This is a genomic window from Yoonia sp. 67-2, from assembly GCF_035117555.1.
GTDB lineage: Bacteria > Pseudomonadota > Alphaproteobacteria > Rhodobacterales > Rhodobacteraceae > Yoonia.
This window is the reverse complement of the sequence record NZ_JAYKPK010000009.1, coordinates 64,300-81,782: the sequence shown is the minus strand read 5'-3', so window position 1 is coordinate 81,782 and position 17,483 is coordinate 64,300. Positions and strand designations below refer to the sequence as shown.

The following is a 17,483-nucleotide window of genomic DNA, read 5'->3' as shown; positions in this document are numbered from 1 at the left end:
GGGGAGCGGATACCATGCGGATTATCTTTATGGGCACGCCTGAATTTTCGGTCCCGGTGCTGGAGGCGCTGGTCGCCGCCGGGCACGACATTGCCGCCGTCTATACCCAACCGCCGCGCCCGGCGGGCCGCGGCAAAAAGGACCGCCCACAGGCGGTGCATGCGCGGGCCGAGGCTTTGGGCCTGCCGGTGCGCCATCCGGTGTCGCTGCGCAATGCCGAGGCGCAGGCGGAATTTGCCGCCCTTGAGGCCGATATCGCTGTGGTCGTGGCCTATGGTCTGATCTTGCCGCAACCTGTGCTGGATGCGCCTAGGCTGGGATGTCTGAACATCCATGCCTCGCTTTTGCCGCGCTGGCGCGGGGCCGCCCCGATCCACCGGGCAATTATGGCGGGGGATACCGAGACGGGTGTGTGCATCATGCAGATGGAGGCGGGGCTCGATACCGGGCCTGTCCTGCTGCGTGAAGCGATAGATATCGCGCCCGTTGAAACGACGGGTGATCTGCATGACCGCCTGTCCGCTTTGGGCGCGCGGCTGGTGGTCGATGCACTGACCCTTTTGCCTGCGCTGACAGCCGCACCGCAGCCGGAAGAGGGCGTCACCTATGCCAGCAAGGTCGATAAATCCGAGGCGCGGGTGGATTGGCACCAGCCTGCCACGATGGTCGCGCGCCAGATCAACGGGCTGTCGCCGTTTCCGGGTGCCTGGTGTGATGTCGCGGGTGAACGGGTGAAATTGCTGGGCGCTGTGGTTGCGCACGGCACTGCTGCCCCCGGCACGGTCTTGTCGGGCTTCACGATTGCCTGTGCTGACGGCGCGGTCACCGTGACCAAGGCCCAACGCGAAGGTAAACGCGCGATGCCCGCGGCAGAGGTGTTGCGCGGGCTGGATCTGGGTGGCAGGCTGGTCTAGCTTTCGAATGTGACGATGGCGTCGTCGCGCAATTGCAAACCGTCCTGAACGCCGGGACCTTTCCGAAAAGGCCCTGCCATGACAGCGCGTCCGCAATTTTACAAATTCCACCAGGGCGAAAAGACCCTGCCCTTTGCCCCTGCCGAATATGAGGCGCGGCTGGAAGGGCTGCGTGCGATCATGGAAAAGGCGGGGGTCGAGGCGGTGCTCTTCACCTCAATGCAGAATATCGCCTATTATTCCGGTTTTCTTTATTGCGCCTTCGGGCGGCAATATGGGTTGGTCGTGACGCCAACTGATTGCGTGACAATCAGCGCGGGGATTGATGCGGCCCAGCCGTGGCGCCGGTCTTACGGCGATGCGATCACCTATACCGATTGGGACCGCAGTAATTTCTGGCGTGCGGTCCGGTCGGTCACCGGGCTGGGCAAGGTGCTGGGCTACGAATCAGATCACCTGACCGTCGCGATCCGCATGGCGCTTCGCGACAATCTGCAACCGGCACGGCTGGTTGATCTGGCAGCGCAGACCATGGCGCAACGGATGCGCAAATCGCCCGCAGAGCTTGATTTGATCCGCGCCGGGGCGGCGGTGGCTGATATCGGCGGCCATGCGATCCGCGAGGCGATCAGAGTGGGCGCGCGCGAAATTGACGTGGCCATGGCAGGCCGCAACGCGATGGAGATGGAGATTGCCGCGCGCTTTCCCGATGCTGAATACCGCGATACATGGGTCTGGTTTCAATCGGGGATCAATACCGATGGCGCGCATAATCCGGTGACATCGCGCAAGCTGGAACAGGGTGATATCCTGTCGCTGAACACATTCCCGATGATCAGCGGTTATTACACCGCGCTCGAACGGACCCTGTTTCTGGGCGAACCTGATCCAACCAGCCTTGCGATCTGGCAGGCCAATATCGCCGCGCATGACTATGGCATGTCATTGCTGGTCCCGGGCGCGGTGTGTTCAGAGGTGACAGCCAAGATTAATGCCTTCCTTGAAGACCGCGATCTGCTGCAATACCGCAGCTTCGGCTATGGCCATTCCTTTGGCCTGCTGTCGCATTATTACGGGCGCGAAGCGGGTCTGGAACTGCGCGAAGACATCCCGACGGTGCTGGAACCCGGCATGGTCATCTCGATGGAGCCGATGCTGACCATCCCGGCAGGTCAGCCGGGGGCGGGTGGATACCGCGAACATGACATTCTGGTCATCACCGAGACAGGGAATCAGGATATCACCGCCTATCCTTATGGCCCTGAATTCAACATTATTGCCTGATTTGGGTGCCAACGCGGGAACAAAACACAGGTTTTGGCGTTTCTTTTGTCACTTACGGTCACAATTTGTCGATCACGTGCAAATTGGCATGTCATCAGTGTTGTTACCGGGGATGAAGGTGCTAACACCCTGTGAAACATTGAAGGAAATCTGATGATCATGCTGACCGATATCAGTCGCCGCTCTTTTGGAGCTATGTTGCTGGCAAGCACTGCTGCTGCTTGCGCGCCGCAGATGCCGCCCGAAGCGGAACCTGAATTGCCGGCGCGTGAAGAATGGGTCGAAGGCTATGAGCCGATCTTTGATGCAGGCTACAACCTGCCCGGTATCCCCAGCCGCTATCTGGAAGGCGTGAACCGCCGCATGACCGGGGTCTATCAGGGCGAGGCACCGCCGAATTCGATCGATGTCGATCCCTATGCCAAGTTTCTGTATCACGTAAAGGCGGACGGCACTGCAACCCGCTATCCTGTGGGCGTTGGCCGTGCCGGCACCTCGATCCGTGGCCGGGCGACGATGCAGTTCAAACGGCAATGGCCGGGTTGGACCCCGACGCAGAACATGCTGCGCACCCAGCCCGAAGTGTACGGCGACTTCCGCGCCGGTATCCCCGGCGGCCTACGCAGCCCGCTTGGTGCGCGCGCGCTCTATCTTTTCCGCAACGGGCGCGATACCTATTACCGGATCCACGGCACGAATGATCTGCAATCCATCGGCAATTCCGGCTCTGCTGGCTGCATCCGGTTGTTCAATCAGGACATCATCCACCTCTATAATCAGATCGAAGCGCCGATGCCGGTCCTGATCCGCAGCCCGGAGGAATCCCTGCGCGTCGATCCTGAAAACTACAATCGCGGGATCGAATTGCCGCCGACGATGATCCCGGCTGAACAATTGCTGGGTCCGGATGCCGAATCGAACGACCGTCCACCGGATTTCGATGCCTTGTCCCCCGGCATGATCTAAAGCCGGATGACATAATCCTTCACGGTGGTTTCAATCACCTCCCATGTGCCGGTAAAGCCCGGCCGGATGATGTAGCGGGTGCCGGTGGTCAGGATCACCGGCACATCACCATCGGGGGTCAGGATGGAATGGCCGGCGGTCAGGGTGAAATATTCCCATTCATCGTAGCTTACACGCCATTTCCCCGGCGTAGATTGCCAGATCCCCGCGAACAGATCGCCGGTATCTTCCATATTCCATGTGGTGAAGACCGGATCGCCCGCGATCAGCTTTTCGGGGGCAGGGCGAGAGATTTCGGGGGTTACGCCGGTCTGATTGACGGGAAGATGGGTCAGTGACATCGCTGTTCCTGTTCTGTCCGTGCCTCGTGCCGGGATTTTTATACTCGCACGATGGGGTTCGCACCACGGGGAGTTGTAAAGGCCCGCGCCGCCTGTGCATATTCAGCTTGGGCCCGCTCGGCAAGCAAAGGAACTCTGATGGCATTCATCAAACTGGTGATTTTCGGCTTCATCGCGCTGACGGTGATCTATTGGTCGATTGCGATCTATTCCCGGTCCGTCCGCCGCGAACGGTTGGAAAACGAATTTGACGCCGAAAACCCCGGCAGCACCGACCGTGCCGCGCGCGATGCCTATATCGCGCAGGGGATGCGGGATTATAACAGCTCGATCCGGCCCAGACTGATCGGGCTGGTCTATGTGGTGCCCATGCTGGCCATCGCAATCATCACCTATCTGATCAACATGAACTGAGGTTTGTCATGGCCCGCGTGAAACTTGTTCTTCGTCTGCTGGTCCTGGCGTTTTTTGCCTTGTTCCTGCATTATGTCCTGCCGCAGCATGATATCGTCAAAGTCACCTCGACCGAGGTGATCCGCACTGATTTCAGTTCCTTCAACAGAATCTTCTTTGCGCAAAGCGACAGTGGCGCTGTCAGCCCCGACACCCGCGATCTCCGCCTGATCAACACGCAAAAGCAAAGCACATATCTGCTGGGATTCATCAAACGCGATACGTCGCGGGTCATGGTCTACCGCAACGAAGATACCGGCTGGATCTGGCCACCTTATTTCAAGTTCAATTCCGCTGATCTGCAGGCGGTTGCCGCCAATCTGGCGCGCGGCGATGAATGGGTTGTTGTCACACATTACGGCTGGCGCAACCGCTGGCTCAGCACTTACCCCAATGCTGTGAAAATGCGGACCATCGCAGGGCCTGATGTCACGATCATCCCATGGTTCAACATCGGTTTCTTCATCTTCCTGCTGATCGCGATGCTGTTCGTGCGCGCGATGTGGCGGCAGTTCTGGGAACGCGCGGTCGATCCGGTGCTGGATTCCGCCGGGCACCGGATGGATGAGGCGCAGGCCGGTATCGCCGAACGTCGCAGCCGGTTGTCACGCTGGTTCGGGCGCAAGTGATCTATTCGCCGTAGGGAATCCAGATATTCTTCACCTCGGTCGCGGCGGCCAGATAGTCGCGCGCGGTCGGGGTGATGGCGCGGCCATTGTTGACCCAAGTGCGTTTGAGGTTGCCCGCACTGGCTTTCTCAATCGTGGCAGAGATATCCGCACCCGAAAACGACCAGACCGCATCGATATCGTGATGTTTGGCGGCGTGACCCGCCAGATCCTTGTGATCGCCGGTCAGGATATTCACGACACCCCCGGGCAGGTCAGAGGTTTCGAGGATCTGATACACTTCGGCCACCAGCAGCGGGAAAGGTTCTGACGCCACCAAAGTCACCCGGTTGCCCATGCTGATCGCCGCAGCCATCGGCGTGATCAGCCCCAGCAGCGGTGTGTCATCGGCACAAAACACGGCCAGATTGCCGACCGCCTCGTGCATGGCCAGCGCCACGCCGCGCAACGGCACGCCGTGGATTTTGCCATCATATTTATCGGCCCAGGCGGCATAGGTGAACAAAGCCTCAATCGTCGCTTCCACCTCGCCGCTGCCCGATGTGCCGGTCACGTCCTTGATCCGTTTGGCCAGTTCATCCGCGCGGGCCGACAGGTTTTCCGCGATGTAATACAGGATCTGCGCGCGCAGATGGCCGGTGGTCTTGGCCCAGCCTTTGGTCGCATTCATCGCCTCGACCGCGTTGCGCAGGTCTTTGCGGTTCGCCTCTGACACATGGCCGAGCAATTTGCCGCGCGGGCTATACACGGGTTTGGAATAGCCGCCATCGGGCCGCGCCTGTTTGCCGCCGATATAAAGCTTCGCCGTGCGGTCCAGCGGATCGGCGGGGGTGGCGTCCACCGTGGTAAAGGCAGCCGTCGGTTTCAGCGCCTTTGGGCTGCCTGTGGGCTTGGTATAGCCTGCCAACCCTTCCCAGCCGCCTTCGCGCCCGAAGCCGCTTTCGCGCACGCCACCGAAACCGGCAGCGGCATCCATCATATTGGTGCCATTGATCCAGACGATCCCGGCGGCCAGTTTCGGCGCGATATCCAGCGCAAGGTTGATATTCTCTGACCAGACCGAGGCGGCAAGGCCATAGCGGCTGTTATTGGCAATCTCGACCGCCTCGGCAGGTGTGCGGAAGGTCGTGGCGACCAGCACCGGGCCAAAGATTTCTTCCTGCATCAGATGCGATGCCGGTGACAGGCCGGTGATCAGGGTGGGCGGGTAAAAACAGCCCTTGGGCGCTTTGGTCTGATAGGTCTCACCTTCGGTATTGGCGCTGACCATCGCGGTGATCTGGTCCAACTGCACCGGGTCCACAATGGCCCCGATATCAATGCATTTATCCAAAGGATCACCGATGCGCAGCCCGTCCATGCGGGATTTCAGCTTTTTATAGAAATGCTCCGCGATCCCTTCCTGCACCAACAGGCGCGACCCGGCGCAGCAGACCTGCCCTTGGTTGAACCAGATCGCATCGACCAACCCTTCGACGGCTGAATCAATATCCGCATCCTCGAAGACGATATAGGGCGATTTGCCGCCGAGTTCGAGCGACAGCGCTTTCCCCGATCCTGCGGTCGCCTCGCGGATTTTGCGGCCCACTTCAGTCGATCCGGTAAAGGCGATCTTATCGACAGCAGCATTGACCAAGGCCGCCCCGGTTTCGCCGTCACCCGTGACGATATTGACCACACCGGCAGGCACACCGGCCTGCAGGCAGATATCGGCGAACACCATCGCGGTCAGGGGCGTATATTCGGCAGGTTTCAACACCACTGTGTTGCCCATCGCCAAGGCGGGCGCGATTTTCCACGCAAGCATCAGCAGCGGGAAATTCCACGGGATGATCTGGCCGCAAACACCCAAAGCCTCGCGCCCGGGCAATTCATCCTGCATCAACTGGGCATAGCCCGCGTGATGATAGAAATGCCGGATCGCCAAAGGCACGTCTATATCACGCGCCTCACGGATCGGTTTGCCGTTATCCATGCTCTCCATCACGGCCAGCAAACGCGCATGTTTCTGCATCAGCCGGGCGATCGCATACATCACGCGGGCGCGTTTATGGCCTGATTTGGCCCATGCGGGCTGCGCCTTGCGCGCGGCCTTGACCGCGGCGGCGATCTCCTCCGCCGTGCCTTTGGTCACACCGGCCAGTTTCTCGCCGGTCGCGGGGTTGTTTGTCGCGAAATCATCGCGCTTGGCGGCCCATTTGCCATTGATGAAATGGCCCGCGATGCCGCCATGCTCGGCGATCCAAGCCAGCGCTTCGGTCTTGCTTTCAGGGGCGGGTCCGTAGTCCATGGTATTGAAAATATCCTTGATCTTCATGGCGAAACTCTTGCCCTCGCTTTTTTCAAAATACTCAAATTCCGCCCTATCCGATGGCATGCCGCCACTGGGCGGAATAAGCCCCGGTGACATAATGGTCGAGTTGCCGTTCGATATCGCCCAACAGGCTCGATGCGCCAAAGCGGAACAGGTCAGGCTGCAACCAACGGTCGCCCAATTCGTCCTTGATCATCGACAGATAGACCAAAGCATCCTTGGCCTTGCTGATCCCGCCTGCGGGTTTGTAGCCGACCTTGATACCCGTGCGGTCATAATAATCGCGGATCGCGCGGATCATCGTCAGGGTGACGGGCAGGGTCGCATTGACAGGTTCCTTGCCGGTCGAGGTCTTGATGAAATCCGCGCCCGCCATCATGCAGACCAATGAGGCGCGCGCGACATTGCGCAAAGTGCCAAGCTCACCCGTGGCGAGGATCGCTTTCACATGCGCCTCACCACAGGCGGCGCGCATTTCGCGCATTTCATCATATAGCGCCTGCCAATTGCCGGTCAGCACATGGCGACGGCTGATGACGATATCGATCTCTTGCGCGCCAGCGGCGACACTTTCGCCGATCTCGGCAATGCGCAGGTGAAAGGGGGACAGGCCAGCAGGAAAACCGGTGGAAACGGCGGCAACCGGAATACCGGACCCGTCCAGCGCCGCAACCGCCGTCGCGACCATATCATGGTAAACGCAGACAGCGCCGGTGGTTAGCCCCTGCATTCCGAGGGCTTCAAGGATATCCGCCCGTACCGGCTGGCGCGCCTTGGCGCAAAGCCGCTCTACACGACCTGCACTGTCATCACCCGACAGGGTGGTCAGGTCCATCAGGCTGATCGCCTTGCACAGCCAGGCCGCCTGGTAATCTTTCTTCACACTGCGCCGCCCCGGCAGGGATGCCGCACGCCGTTCGATGGCGGAAGTATTGGCCTGCATCGCCATGACCCAATCAAGGTCCAGCGGCAGTCCGTCATTGCGCGGCAAGGTCGTGGTCATGTGCAAGGGAGCCTCCTGCATTGCCAGTGAAACGTGGCACTTTGCAAATGACTTGGCAAGTTTTGACCACTTGGTCAAACGCTATGTCGGCTGAACGACCTGACGTTGCAGTTTCTGGCGATATTGCAGCGGGGTATCGCCATAGGCGGCGCGGAATAACTTGTGAAAATGCGACATATTCGGAATGCCGCAATCGACAGCGATCTGGCTGATCGGTTCGGCATCACTGGTCAGGGCGCGGGCGGCATGTTCCATACGAATGCGGTTGATGTAATCAGATGGCGTCTGGCCATAGAATTTGCGCATGCTCCGGCTGACATGCGGATGGGCCTTACCCGCCTGCGCCACCAACCCGGCAGCCCCTTCTCGAAATACGGCAGGGTCTTGTGCAGCGCGACAGGCGCGGATCAGCCAATCCGGTGCGCCAGCAGGATAAGTGTCACCGGTCAGTTCGGCGCAAAGCGGCAGCAAAAACGCCTCTGCCGCGATTGTGTCGCAGCGGCTGCGTTCCAATTGCACGGCTGCATGGTTCAGACCGGCCAGTTCGCGCATATCGCGGTGATGCTGGGCAAGGCCGGTTTCGGACCAGAACAGATGTCCTTTCAGCGTCGGATGCCGTTTCAGCAGCGATTTGACCAAAGCGGGATGGATGCATAGCGAGACCACCAGCGCATGTTCCCCGCGCCCTTGCAATGCATGGGTCTGGCCGGGGCTGAGGAACACAATCGTTCCTTCGGAAAGGGTTTGTGGGCCGTCCGGCAGATGGTGCCGGATCTTGCCGTTCTGCACCCAGAACAGCTCGTAAAAATCATGGCCATGCAACGCGCGCGGACGTTCCGCCGTCAAGGTTGCCCTTGTCAGATGGACCTGCGCGTCTTTGCGCAGAATATCGGCATGGCGCAGGATCAGGCTCATGAGGGCAAACTAACACAGCTTTTGCTGCGGCGCAGCATTTATTCGCGCGTGGATCGTGGCGTGACAAGCGCCTTGGGCCGGTTTATGCCGCTGGCAACATACAAAGGGGCCCATGAGATGACTTTTGACCGTTCCATTAAGATCGCACCGTCGATCCTGTCTGCCGATTTTGCCAATTTCGGTGCCGAATGTCAGGCGATCGAGGCGCAGGGTGCCGATTGGGTCCATGTCGATGTGATGGATGGGCATTTCGTGCCCAATATCACCTTTGGCCCCGCGACCTGTGCCGCGATCAGGCCCCATATCAAGGGCGTGATGGATGTGCATCTGATGATCGCCCCGGTCGATGCCTATATTGAGGCTTTTGCGCAATCCGGCGCCGATATCATCACCGCCCATGTCGAGGCCGGGCCGCATATCCACCGGACCATGCAGGCGATCCGCGCATCGGGGGCGAAGGCGGGCGTGGCCCTGAACCCCGCAACGCCCGCCGCTGCGGTGGAATATCTGCTGGATATGGTCGATCTGGTCTGTGTGATGACGGTGAACCCCGGCTTTGGCGGGCAGAAATTCATCCATTCTCAGGTCGATAAAGTCCGCCAGCTGCGCGCGATGATCGGCGACCGGCCAATACATATCGAGATTGATGGCGGGGTTGATCCGGCGACGGCACCTTTGGTCGCTGCGGCGGGTGCCGATGTGCTCGTGGCAGGATCGGCGGTGTTCCGCGGTGGGTCGGTGGCTGATCCGGCCCCATATGGCGCGAATATCCGCGCCATTCGCGACGCGGCGCGGGCGTCGTAGGGGGCTGGCTGCCCCCGCCCTGCGGGCTCCCCCGCGGATATTTATACTCGGAAGATGATTATTCTGTCGCGGCGCGATACCAGGCGGCGAGCGTCGCGCGGTCCGCATCTGGGATCTGCGTGATATTGGCAGGCGGCATCGCGTGGCTGATGCCCGATTGCACATAAATCGCACGGGCGTGATGCGCGATGTCTGCTTCCGTTTCAAGAAACACGCCCTTGGGCGCCCATTGCATATTGCCCCAGACCGGTTCGCGCGCATGGCACATCGAACAGCGCCCGATCACGATATCATGCGCCTCTTGAAAGCCCGCCGCACCCGCAAATTGTTGTTCATAGGCGGTCAGCGCGCGCGTCTCTGCCTCTTCATAGCTGTCGTGACCGGGTGCGGTGGACAGCCATGCGATGACGATGAAAATGATCACCGTGATGGCCCATGTCCAATTGGGCCGGCCTTTGCGGGCATGCATCGAATTGAAATAATGCCGGATCGTCACCCCCATCAGGAAGACCAAAGCGGCAATGATCCAGGCATATTGCGTGCCAAACGCCAAAGGATAATGGTTCGACAGCATCAAAAAGATCACTGGCAATGTGAGGTAATTGTTATGGGTCGAGCGCAGTTTGGCGATCTTGCCGTATTTCGGGTCCGGCTTGCGCCCGGCCTTGAGGTCGGCGACCACGATCCGCTGGTTCGGCATGATGATCACAAAGACATTGGCGGTCATGATCGTCGCCGTGAAAGCACCCAGATGCAGCAAGGCGGCGCGCCCGGTGAAAATCTGGTTATAGCCCCATGACATGACGACCAGCAGTACGAAGAGCAGGATCATCAGCACCGTGGGTTTGTCACCCAAGCGCGATTTGCACAGCTGATCATAGATCATCCAGCCCACGCCCAATGACAGAGCAGAGATCATAATACCCTGCCAGATCGCCAGATCTGCCTTCGCGGGGTCGATCAGATATAATTCTGCTCCGACCCAATAGACCACGGCAAGCAGCGCGGCACCCGACAGCCAGGTCGCATAGCTTTCCCATTTGAACCAGGTCAGATGTTCGGGCATCGCATCCGGGGCGACCAGATATTTCTGGATATGATAGAACCCGCCGCCATGGACCTGCCATTCTTCACCATCGGCAGGGCCTGCGATATTGCGGTTCAGCCCCAGATCGAGTGCGATAAAATAAAACGATGATCCGATCCATGCAATCGCCGTGATCACATGCAGCCAGCGCAGGGCAAAACCCAGCCATTCCCACAAGATCACCGCATCATACATCTGCTATCCCTTTCATCGCTGACACCAGACTTTGCCGTTCCGCGCGCAACTGCGCCAGCGGAAAATGCCCGATGCCGATCCCGGCTTGCACAAGTGCCGCATGTTCCGGCACAAAGCCGGGACAGCCCCGGTTTTGGAGCATTTCTATGCAACGCTATCCTCGTGACATGATCGGCCATGGTGCCGAGCCCCCCGCCGCCAACTGGCCGGGTGGTGCGCGGATCGCCGTGCAGATCGTGCTGAATTTTGAGGAAGGCGGCGAGAATAACATCCTGCACAGCGATGCCGCCTCTGAAGCCTTCCTTTCAGAGATCGTCGGTGCCGCCCCCTGGCCCGGCCAGCGGCATTGGAACATGGAAAGCATCTATGAATATGGCGCGCGCGCCGGGTTCTGGCGCCTGCACCGCATGCTGGCCGATCTGCCGGTGACGGTTTACGGCGTGGCAACCGCGCTCGCCCGCGCGCCCGAACAGGTCGTCGCGATGCAGGATGCGGGGTGGGAGATCGCGAGCCACGGCTTGAAATGGATCGAATACAAGGACGCGCCGGACAATATTGAACGCGCTGACATGCTTGAGGCGATCCGCCTGCATAAAGAAGTCACCGGCACCGCCCCGCGCGGCTGGTATACCGGGCGCTGTTCGGTCAATACCGTTCGCCTTGCCGCCGAAACGGGCCAATTCGCCTATATCGCCGACAGCTATGCCGATGATCTGCCTTATTGGATGGAAGCGGGCGACCGCGACCAGTTGATCGTCCCCTATACGCTCGACGCCAATGACATGCGTTTCGCCACGCCGCAGGGGTTCAATGCGGGCGCGCAGTTTCTGGATTATCTCAAGGCCAGTTTCGATACGCTCTACCGCGAGGGCGGGCGGATGCTGTCGATCGGGCTGCATTGCCGGTTGATCGGCCGGCCGGGCCGGGCAGAGGCGTTGCGGCAATTTATCGACTACGCCCAATCCCACGATGGCGTCTGGTTCGCGACACGTGAACAGATCGCCGATCATTGGGCGGCCCAGCATCCGCATCAGCGGTTCACGCGCCCTTCGCAGATGGAGCTTTCGACCTTCGTTGCGGCCTATGGTTCTGTCTTTGAACATTCGCCCTGGATAGCCGAAGCCGCGCATCGGCTGGAACTGGGGCCAGCACATGACACCGCCCTTGGCCTGCACAGCGCGCTCTGCCGGATTTTCCGCTCCGCCAGCGATGAGGCAAGGCTTGGCGTGCTCAACGCCCACCCCGATCTGGCAGGCAAGCTGGCGGCGGCCAAACGGCTGACCGCAGACAGCACCGCCGAACAGGCCAGCGCGGGCCTTGATGCGCTGACCGATGCGGAACGGGCGGCGTTTCAGGCGCAAAACGCGGCCTATGTCGCAAAATTTGGCTTTCCTTTCATCATCGCCGTGCGCGACAATGACAAGGCGTCGATCATGGCCGCCTTCACCGCGCGTCTGCAAAACGACCGCGCCACCGAACTGGCCACGGCCTGCCATCAGGTCGAACGGATCGCGCTGCACCGGTTGCGCGCGATGCTGCCGCGATGAAGGATATCATGATACGGCCCCTGACCGCCGCCGACTTCGCCCCTTTCGGCGATGTGCTGAATTGTGACGGCGCGCCCGACAAGATCATCAATGCCGGGCTTTGTGGCCGGTTCCACGACCGCGCGCAGGTGGATGTCACGGAGGGCAAGGTTGGCATCAGCCTGTTCCGTTCAGAGCTACGGCAATTGCCCTATCAGCTCGACCTGATCGAACGGCATCCTTTGGGCTCGCAAGCTTTCATCCCGATGAGCATGGATGGCTTTCTGGTCGTGGTCGCAGGCGATGATCTCATCCCGCAGGTCTTCCTCACAGCAAAGGGCGAGGGGATCAATATCCACCGCAACATCTGGCATGGCGTGCTGACGCCTTTGTCAGGTCCCGGCCTTTTCGCCGTGATCGACCGGATTGGAGATGGTGCCAATCTGGAAGAACATCACTTCCCGACCCCCTACCTTGTAATCGCGGGCTAAAACCTTTCCCCCGCGTCCCATCTTCTTTTTTCCAAAAATACTCCCCGCCGGGAGGCGCCTACGTCAGTAGGCTTTGCCACGGGCAGAAACCGGCCAGACCACCTCGACTTTGCCGCCGCGCAGCCCGACATACCAATCATGCAGGTTGCAGGTCGGGTCGCAATGGCCGGGGATCAGTTTCAGCCGGTCATTGATGTTCAGCACGCCCTGAGGATCGGCGACCGTGCCATGTTCGTCGGAACATTGAGTATAGCGCAGATCATCGCGGCCATGGATCAACGGCAACCCACTGTCGACGGATTGCACTTTCAGCCCGGCATCGACGATGGCGATATCCGGCTTCACATGGCTCATCACCGAGGTCAGGATGAACAGGGCGTTTTCCCATTCGCCCTGATCCAGCCTGTTGCCGTCCTTGTCGAGCACACGGCCATAATCGGCATCCATGAAAGCATAGGACCCGCATTGCAATTCGTTGAACACGCCTGATGCGGCCTCAAAGCGGTAAGACCCGGTGCCGCCACCGCTGACGATTTCGGATGCGATGCTTTCGGCTTGCAACATCGCCAGCGTCGCGCGGACTTGGTCGACAACCCTTTCGGCCTTGGCCTGCCGTTCTTCGTAGGTCGTCAGATGCTGCATCGCGCCTTGATAGGCCTGAATGCCCGCATAGGTCAGCCCCGGTGCGGCGGCGATGGCTTTGGCCAATGCGACCACGGGCGCGCCATAGGCGACACCACAACGGCCTGCGCCGACGTCGATTTCGACAAGAACGTCGATGGTCGTGCCGTGTTTCTGCGCGGCGGCGGACAATTCGCCAATATTGTCGGGATCATCGACGCAGCAGATCGTGCGCGCGCCAAATTTGGGGATCCGTGCGAGACGGTCGATCTTGGCCGGATCGCGGACCTGATTGCTGATCAGCAGATCCTTGATACCGCCACGGGCGAAAACCTCGGCCTCTGACACTTTCTGGCAGCAGACACCGACCGCGCCGCCCAGTTTTTCCTGCAGCAAGGCGACGTCCACGGATTTATGCATCTTGCCATGCACACGGTGGCGCATTCCGTGAGACCGCGCGAAATCGCCCATCTTGCGGATATTGCGTTCCAGCGCATCAAGGTCCAGCACCAGACATGGTGTCTGAATATCCGCTTCATCCATGCCGGGCAGGGCGGGGATGTCATAGCCGACGTCATATTCATTCAGGTTGATCATGCTTCCTCCCTGACGCCACAGGTCCGGTCTTGGTCATCGCAGGAAACCAATGCTGCGTTCTATTGGCGAACCAGACGAGGGTCAGCATCACGGGCACTTCGACCAGCACGCCGACAACAGTCACCAGTGCCGCGATGGAATTCAGGCCGAACAGCCCGATGGCCACAGCCACCGCCAGTTCAAAGAAATTCGACGTCCCGATCAGCGCGCAGGGGGCGGCGATATTATGCGGCACCCGCCACGCCTTGGCCGCCCAATAGGCGATGGCGAACATGCCATAGGACTGAATGAGCAACGGCACCGCGATCAGCAGGATAATGAAAGGCTGGGACAGGATCACCTCGCCCTGAAAGCCAAACAGCAACATGACCGTCGCCAGCAGACCGATGATCGAGAAAGGTTTCACACGGGCGGTGAAGGCGCTGATCACCTGTTCCGTATCCGCTGCCCCCTGCGTCATCCAGACCCGCGTCAGGATACCGGCGCCAAGCGGGATCACGACATAAAGCACGACCGACAGCACCAGCGTTTCCCATGGCACAGTGATATCCGTGACGCCAAGCAGTAGCGCCACGATGGGCGCATAGGCAAAGACCATGATCGCATCGTTCAGCGACACCTGCGCCAGCGTGTAATTCGGATCGCCTTTGGTCAGTTGGGACCAGACAAAGACCATCGCCGTGCAGGGTGCCGCCCCCAGCAGGATCAGACCCGCGATATACTGGCCGGATGTGCCGGGTGCGATAAAGGGGGCAAAGACATAGTCAAAGAAGATGACACCCAGCAGCGCCATGGTGAAAGGTTTGATCAACCAATTGACCGCCAGCGTGATAATCATGCCTTTGGGGCGTTCATGCACGCGGGCGAGGGATCGGAAATCCACCGATACCATCATCGGATAAACCATCGCCCAGATCAGCACGGCGACGACGAAATTCACTGATCCATATTCAAGGCCCGCCAGAAACCGCACTAGCCCGGGCGCGATCTGACCCAGCGCAATGCCTGCGACAATCGCCAGCGCGACCCAGATTGAAAGATACCGTTCAAATGCAGGCATGGGCTGGTCCTTTCATGCGGCCTTGAGGACAGCGGTAGATCGCATGCCTGCAGGCGTCAACCGCATGCGGTGCAACAAGCGCAGAGCTGTGATGGAACCAAATGCGATGCGCTGCGTTAATGAGCGCGGCCCGGATGTAAGCGACGCAAAAAATCGCAACACCGGCGTCATGTAGTTTGTGATAAAGTCAGAGTTGCAGACCGGCAGAGACCCCCGCTCTTTGATCCGGTTCGGCGGCAGGCAGTATGTGACTGACCTGTGAATTTCAATGGTGGGGCGAAGGACACAAAGAATGACACTCGAAGGTTTACTGATCACCCTGATCATTGGTGCTATCGCCGGTTGGCTGGCAGGTTTGATCGTCAAGGGGTTTGGGTTTGGTTTGTTGGGGAATATCGTGGTCGGGATCGTTGGTGCCTTTGTCGCCAGTTTCCTGTTCCCGCAAATCGGATTGAGCATTGGCAGCGGCATCGTCGGTGCGATCATCCATGCGACGATTGGTGCGGTTATCCTGCTCTTCCTGATCCGTCTGATCAAACGCGCCTGATTGCGGCGGTCCGTGCTGATTGCGCGGCGCCATCCAGCAGAATGTGCCACCCTTCCCCGCGGGGAAGGGTGGCTTTTTTATGATACCTTCCCCGCGGGGAAGATTCTCCCGCGTGTTGCGCTGCGCTGCGGCGTAAAACGCGGGCATATGTAGTCTGCGGTGCTTAATATTTAAGCACTGCCTCATTTCACGGCAGATAACGATCCCGTGTCCTGCTGCGGGAATTGCGATGGTCTACGCTCCGGCCAATGATCTGGGCACGAAAGCGACCCAAGCATGTCCGGCAGGACGATCCTCCCAGACCCGATGCCGGACATGCGCAACATTTCTGCTGCTGATCGAGGACATGGTTTGACCCTGCATATTTTCAACCCGACCCATCCTGCGGCCCGCAGCGTAACCTCAGGAGCATATTTTTCATGTTGAAAAAGACTTTACTGTCGGCAGCCGCTTTTGCCGCGCTGACGAGCACTGCAAACGCACAGGCCGCATGCCCGATCAAGGTCGGCGTGCTGCATTCCCTGTCCGGCAGCATGGCGATTTCGGAAACCACCCTGCGCGATGTGATGCAGATGCTGGTCGCCGAACAGAATGCCAAAGGTGGAGTGCTGGGCTGCGAGTTGGAAGCTGTGGTCGTGGACCCGGCATCCGACTGGCCATTGTTCGCCGAACTGACCCGGCAATTGCTGACCGTTGATGAGGTTGATGTCATCTTCGGCGCATGGACATCGGTCAGCCGCAAAGCGCTGCTGCCGGTGCTGGAGGAACTGAACGGTCTGTTCTTCTATCCGGTGCAATATGAAGGCCAGGAAAGCTCGCGCAACGTGTTCTACACCGGCGCAGCCCCGAACCAGCAGGCGATCCCCGCAGTGGATTATTTCATCGACGAATTGGGTGTTGAAAGCTTTGCCCTGCTGGGCACCGATTACGTCTATCCGCGCACGACCAATGCCATTCTGGAATCCTACCTGCTGTCCAAAGGCATTGCCGCCGAAGATATCTTCGTCAACTACACCCCCTTCGGCCATGCCGATTGGTCGACAATCGTCTCTGACGTGGTCAATCTGGGTGCCGGTGGCAAACAGGTCGGCGTGATCTCCACCATCAATGGTGACGCGAACGTCGGGTTCTACACCGAACTCGCGGCCCAAGGTGTCAGCGCCGCTGATATTCCTGTCGTCGCTTTCTCGGTTGGGGAAGAAGAATTGTCGGGTCTGGACACATCGCGTCTGGTCGGCCATCTCGCGGCCTGGAATTACTTCATGTCCGCCGATACACCCGAAAACGAAGCGTTTATCACCGCCTGGCATGAATTCATCGGCGATACCGACCGCGTGACCAATGACCCGATGGAAGCACATTACATTGGCTTCAATATGTGGGTGAATGCGGTCGAGGCGGCAGGGACCACCGATGTGGACGCCGTGCGTGAAGCCATGTGGGGCCAGGAATTCCCCAATCTGACCGGCGGTATGGCCGTGATGAATGCCAATCACCACCTGTCGAAGCCCGTGCTGATCGGTGAAATCCGCGCCGATGGCCAGTTCGATATCATCAGCCAGACACCGGAAGTTGCGGGCGAAGCTTGGTCTCCCTTCCTGAGCGAAAGCGCCAACTGGACCAGCGATTGGCAGGAATTGGAATGCGGGATGTATGACACCGCGACCGAGACCTGTGTCCAGTTGACCTCGAACTATTGATCGCATGGGATGCGGGGCTTTGGTCCCGCATCCCGC

Annotated in this window: 17 protein-coding genes; 10 read left to right on the top strand and 7 right to left on the bottom strand. The window is 59.5% G+C overall.

Going from position 1 to position 17,483, the window contains the following annotated elements; translation table 11 throughout:
• The first annotated feature begins 14 nt into the window (after positions 1–14).
• The 3 genes from fmt (at position 15) to VOY09_RS14415 (ending at position 3,164) form a co-directional block, all read left to right on the top strand.
• Positions 15–914: a methionyl-tRNA formyltransferase gene (fmt, locus tag VOY09_RS14425; RefSeq protein WP_322894682.1), complete on the top strand. Its 900-nt coding sequence runs from the start codon at positions 15–17 to the stop codon at positions 912–914.
• A 78-nt stretch (positions 915–992) separates the two neighbouring features.
• Positions 993–2,198 carry an aminopeptidase P family protein gene (locus VOY09_RS14420; protein ID WP_322894683.1) on the top strand — a complete coding sequence of 402 codons (1,206 nt, stop codon included), beginning with the start codon at positions 993–995 and terminating at the stop codon, positions 2,196–2,198.
• A 153-nt stretch (positions 2,199–2,351) separates the two neighbouring features.
• On the top strand, positions 2,352–3,164 hold the full coding sequence (locus tag VOY09_RS14415) for a L,D-transpeptidase (RefSeq protein WP_322894684.1): 813 nt from the start codon (positions 2,352–2,354) through the stop codon (positions 3,162–3,164).
• Here the strand turns inward: VOY09_RS14415 and VOY09_RS14410 are convergent.
• Positions 3,161–3,499 carry a cupin domain-containing protein gene (locus tag VOY09_RS14410; protein WP_416236753.1) on the bottom strand — a complete coding sequence of 113 codons (339 nt, stop codon included), beginning with the start codon at positions 3,497–3,499 and terminating at the stop codon, positions 3,161–3,163. The two genes, VOY09_RS14415 and VOY09_RS14410, sit on opposite strands and share 4 nt — an antisense overlap.
• A 144-nt stretch (positions 3,500–3,643) precedes the next feature.
• On the opposite strand from VOY09_RS14410, the gene VOY09_RS14405 reads away from it, so the two are divergent.
• Complete coding sequence (locus VOY09_RS14405) at positions 3,644–3,919, top strand: hypothetical protein (RefSeq protein ID WP_322894686.1); 276 nt, start codon at positions 3,644–3,646, stop codon at positions 3,917–3,919.
• 8 nt (positions 3,920–3,927) lie between these two features.
• Positions 3,928–4,587: a DUF1523 family protein gene (locus VOY09_RS14400; RefSeq protein ID WP_322894687.1), complete on the top strand. Its 660-nt coding sequence runs from the start codon at positions 3,928–3,930 to the stop codon at positions 4,585–4,587.
• Position 4,588: 1 nt separating this feature from the next.
• Here the strand turns inward: VOY09_RS14400 and VOY09_RS14395 are convergent, their stop codons facing one another.
• From VOY09_RS14395 to VOY09_RS14385, 3 genes are read right to left on the bottom strand one after another with little or no spacing between them, the layout of a single operon-like run.
• Entirely contained in the window at positions 4,589–6,904 is a 2,316-nt protein-coding gene (locus VOY09_RS14395) for an aldehyde dehydrogenase family protein (protein ID WP_322894688.1), read from the bottom strand.
• A 46-nt stretch (positions 6,905–6,950) separates the two neighbouring features.
• On the bottom strand, positions 6,951–7,925 hold the full coding sequence (gene deoC / locus VOY09_RS14390) for a deoxyribose-phosphate aldolase (RefSeq protein ID WP_322894689.1): 975 nt from the start codon (positions 7,923–7,925) through the stop codon (positions 6,951–6,953).
• Between the two features lie 60 nt (positions 7,926–7,985).
• Positions 7,986–8,819, bottom strand: coding sequence for an AraC family transcriptional regulator (locus VOY09_RS14385; RefSeq protein ID WP_322894690.1), 834 nt, complete (start codon positions 8,817–8,819; stop codon positions 7,986–7,988).
• 117 nt (positions 8,820–8,936) lie between these two features.
• Here VOY09_RS14385 and rpe point away from each other — a divergent pair, with 117 nt between their 5' ends.
• Positions 8,937–9,623 (top strand): ribulose-phosphate 3-epimerase, encoded by a 687-nt coding sequence (rpe, locus tag VOY09_RS14380; protein ID WP_322894719.1) that lies wholly within the window; start codon positions 8,937–8,939, stop codon positions 9,621–9,623.
• A 58-nt stretch (positions 9,624–9,681) separates the two neighbouring features.
• On the opposite strand, the gene VOY09_RS14375 is transcribed toward rpe, so the two are convergent.
• Positions 9,682–10,905 (bottom strand): urate hydroxylase PuuD, encoded by a 1,224-nt coding sequence (locus VOY09_RS14375; protein ID WP_322894691.1) that lies wholly within the window; start codon positions 10,903–10,905, stop codon positions 9,682–9,684.
• Positions 10,906–11,051: 146 nt separating this feature from the next.
• Here VOY09_RS14375 and puuE point away from each other — a divergent pair, with 146 nt between their 5' ends.
• A complete protein-coding gene (gene puuE / locus VOY09_RS14370; protein WP_322894692.1) occupies positions 11,052–12,452 on the top strand; it encodes an allantoinase PuuE in 1,401 nt (466 codons plus the stop codon).
• On the top strand, positions 12,449–12,922 hold the full coding sequence (locus VOY09_RS14365; protein ID WP_322894693.1) for an ureidoglycolate lyase: 474 nt from the start codon (positions 12,449–12,451) through the stop codon (positions 12,920–12,922). Before puuE ends, VOY09_RS14365 begins: the two co-directional genes overlap by 4 nt.
• 63 nt (positions 12,923–12,985) lie before the next feature.
• Here VOY09_RS14365 and bhcC read toward each other — a convergent pair whose 3' ends face one another.
• Both bhcC and arsB read right to left on the bottom strand, forming a co-directional pair.
• Positions 12,986–14,140, bottom strand: coding sequence for a 3-hydroxy-D-aspartate aldolase BhcC (gene bhcC / locus VOY09_RS14360; RefSeq protein WP_322894694.1), 1,155 nt, complete (start codon positions 14,138–14,140; stop codon positions 12,986–12,988).
• Positions 14,124–15,200, bottom strand: coding sequence for an ACR3 family arsenite efflux transporter (gene arsB, locus VOY09_RS14355; protein WP_322894695.1), 1,077 nt, complete (start codon positions 15,198–15,200; stop codon positions 14,124–14,126). Before arsB ends, bhcC begins: the two co-directional genes overlap by 17 nt.
• A 292-nt stretch (positions 15,201–15,492) precedes the next feature.
• Between arsB and VOY09_RS14350 the strand changes: the two genes are divergently transcribed.
• Positions 15,493–15,747, top strand: a complete 255-nt coding sequence (locus VOY09_RS14350) for a GlsB/YeaQ/YmgE family stress response membrane protein (protein ID WP_322894696.1) — start codon at positions 15,493–15,495, stop codon at positions 15,745–15,747.
• A 419-nt stretch (positions 15,748–16,166) separates the two neighbouring features.
• Positions 16,167–17,447, top strand: a complete 1,281-nt coding sequence (gene urtA, locus VOY09_RS14345) for an urea ABC transporter substrate-binding protein (RefSeq protein ID WP_322894697.1) — start codon at positions 16,167–16,169, stop codon at positions 17,445–17,447.
• Positions 17,448–17,483: the final 36 nt, after the last annotated feature.

Coding starts and splice junctions, on each gene's coding strand:
- fmt (WP_322894682.1), top strand. CDS start 15: ATGCGGATTATCTTTATGGGCACGCCTGAATTTTCGGTCCCGGTGCTG.
- VOY09_RS14420 (WP_322894683.1), top strand. CDS start 993: ATGACAGCGCGTCCGCAATTTTACAAATTCCACCAGGGCGAAAAGACC.
- VOY09_RS14415 (WP_322894684.1), top strand. CDS start 2,352: ATGATCATGCTGACCGATATCAGTCGCCGCTCTTTTGGAGCTATGTTG.
- VOY09_RS14405 (WP_322894686.1), top strand. CDS start 3,644: ATGGCATTCATCAAACTGGTGATTTTCGGCTTCATCGCGCTGACGGTG.
- VOY09_RS14400 (WP_322894687.1), top strand. CDS start 3,928: ATGGCCCGCGTGAAACTTGTTCTTCGTCTGCTGGTCCTGGCGTTTTTT.
- VOY09_RS14395 (WP_322894688.1), bottom strand. CDS start 6,904: ATGAAGATCAAGGATATTTTCAATACCATGGACTACGGACCCGCCCCT.
- deoC (WP_322894689.1), bottom strand. CDS start 7,925: ATGCAGGAGGCTCCCTTGCACATGACCACGACCTTGCCGCGCAATGAC.
- VOY09_RS14385 (WP_322894690.1), bottom strand. CDS start 8,819: ATGAGCCTGATCCTGCGCCATGCCGATATTCTGCGCAAAGACGCGCAG.
- rpe (WP_322894719.1), top strand. CDS start 8,937: ATGACTTTTGACCGTTCCATTAAGATCGCACCGTCGATCCTGTCTGCC.
- VOY09_RS14375 (WP_322894691.1), bottom strand. CDS start 10,905: ATGTATGATGCGGTGATCTTGTGGGAATGGCTGGGTTTTGCCCTGCGC.
- puuE (WP_322894692.1), top strand. CDS start 11,052: ATGCAACGCTATCCTCGTGACATGATCGGCCATGGTGCCGAGCCCCCC.
- VOY09_RS14365 (WP_322894693.1), top strand. CDS start 12,449: ATGAAGGATATCATGATACGGCCCCTGACCGCCGCCGACTTCGCCCCT.
- bhcC (WP_322894694.1), bottom strand. CDS start 14,140: ATGATCAACCTGAATGAATATGACGTCGGCTATGACATCCCCGCCCTG.
- arsB (WP_322894695.1), bottom strand. CDS start 15,200: ATGCCTGCATTTGAACGGTATCTTTCAATCTGGGTCGCGCTGGCGATT.
- VOY09_RS14350 (WP_322894696.1), top strand. CDS start 15,493: ATGACACTCGAAGGTTTACTGATCACCCTGATCATTGGTGCTATCGCC.
- urtA (WP_322894697.1), top strand. CDS start 16,167: ATGTTGAAAAAGACTTTACTGTCGGCAGCCGCTTTTGCCGCGCTGACG.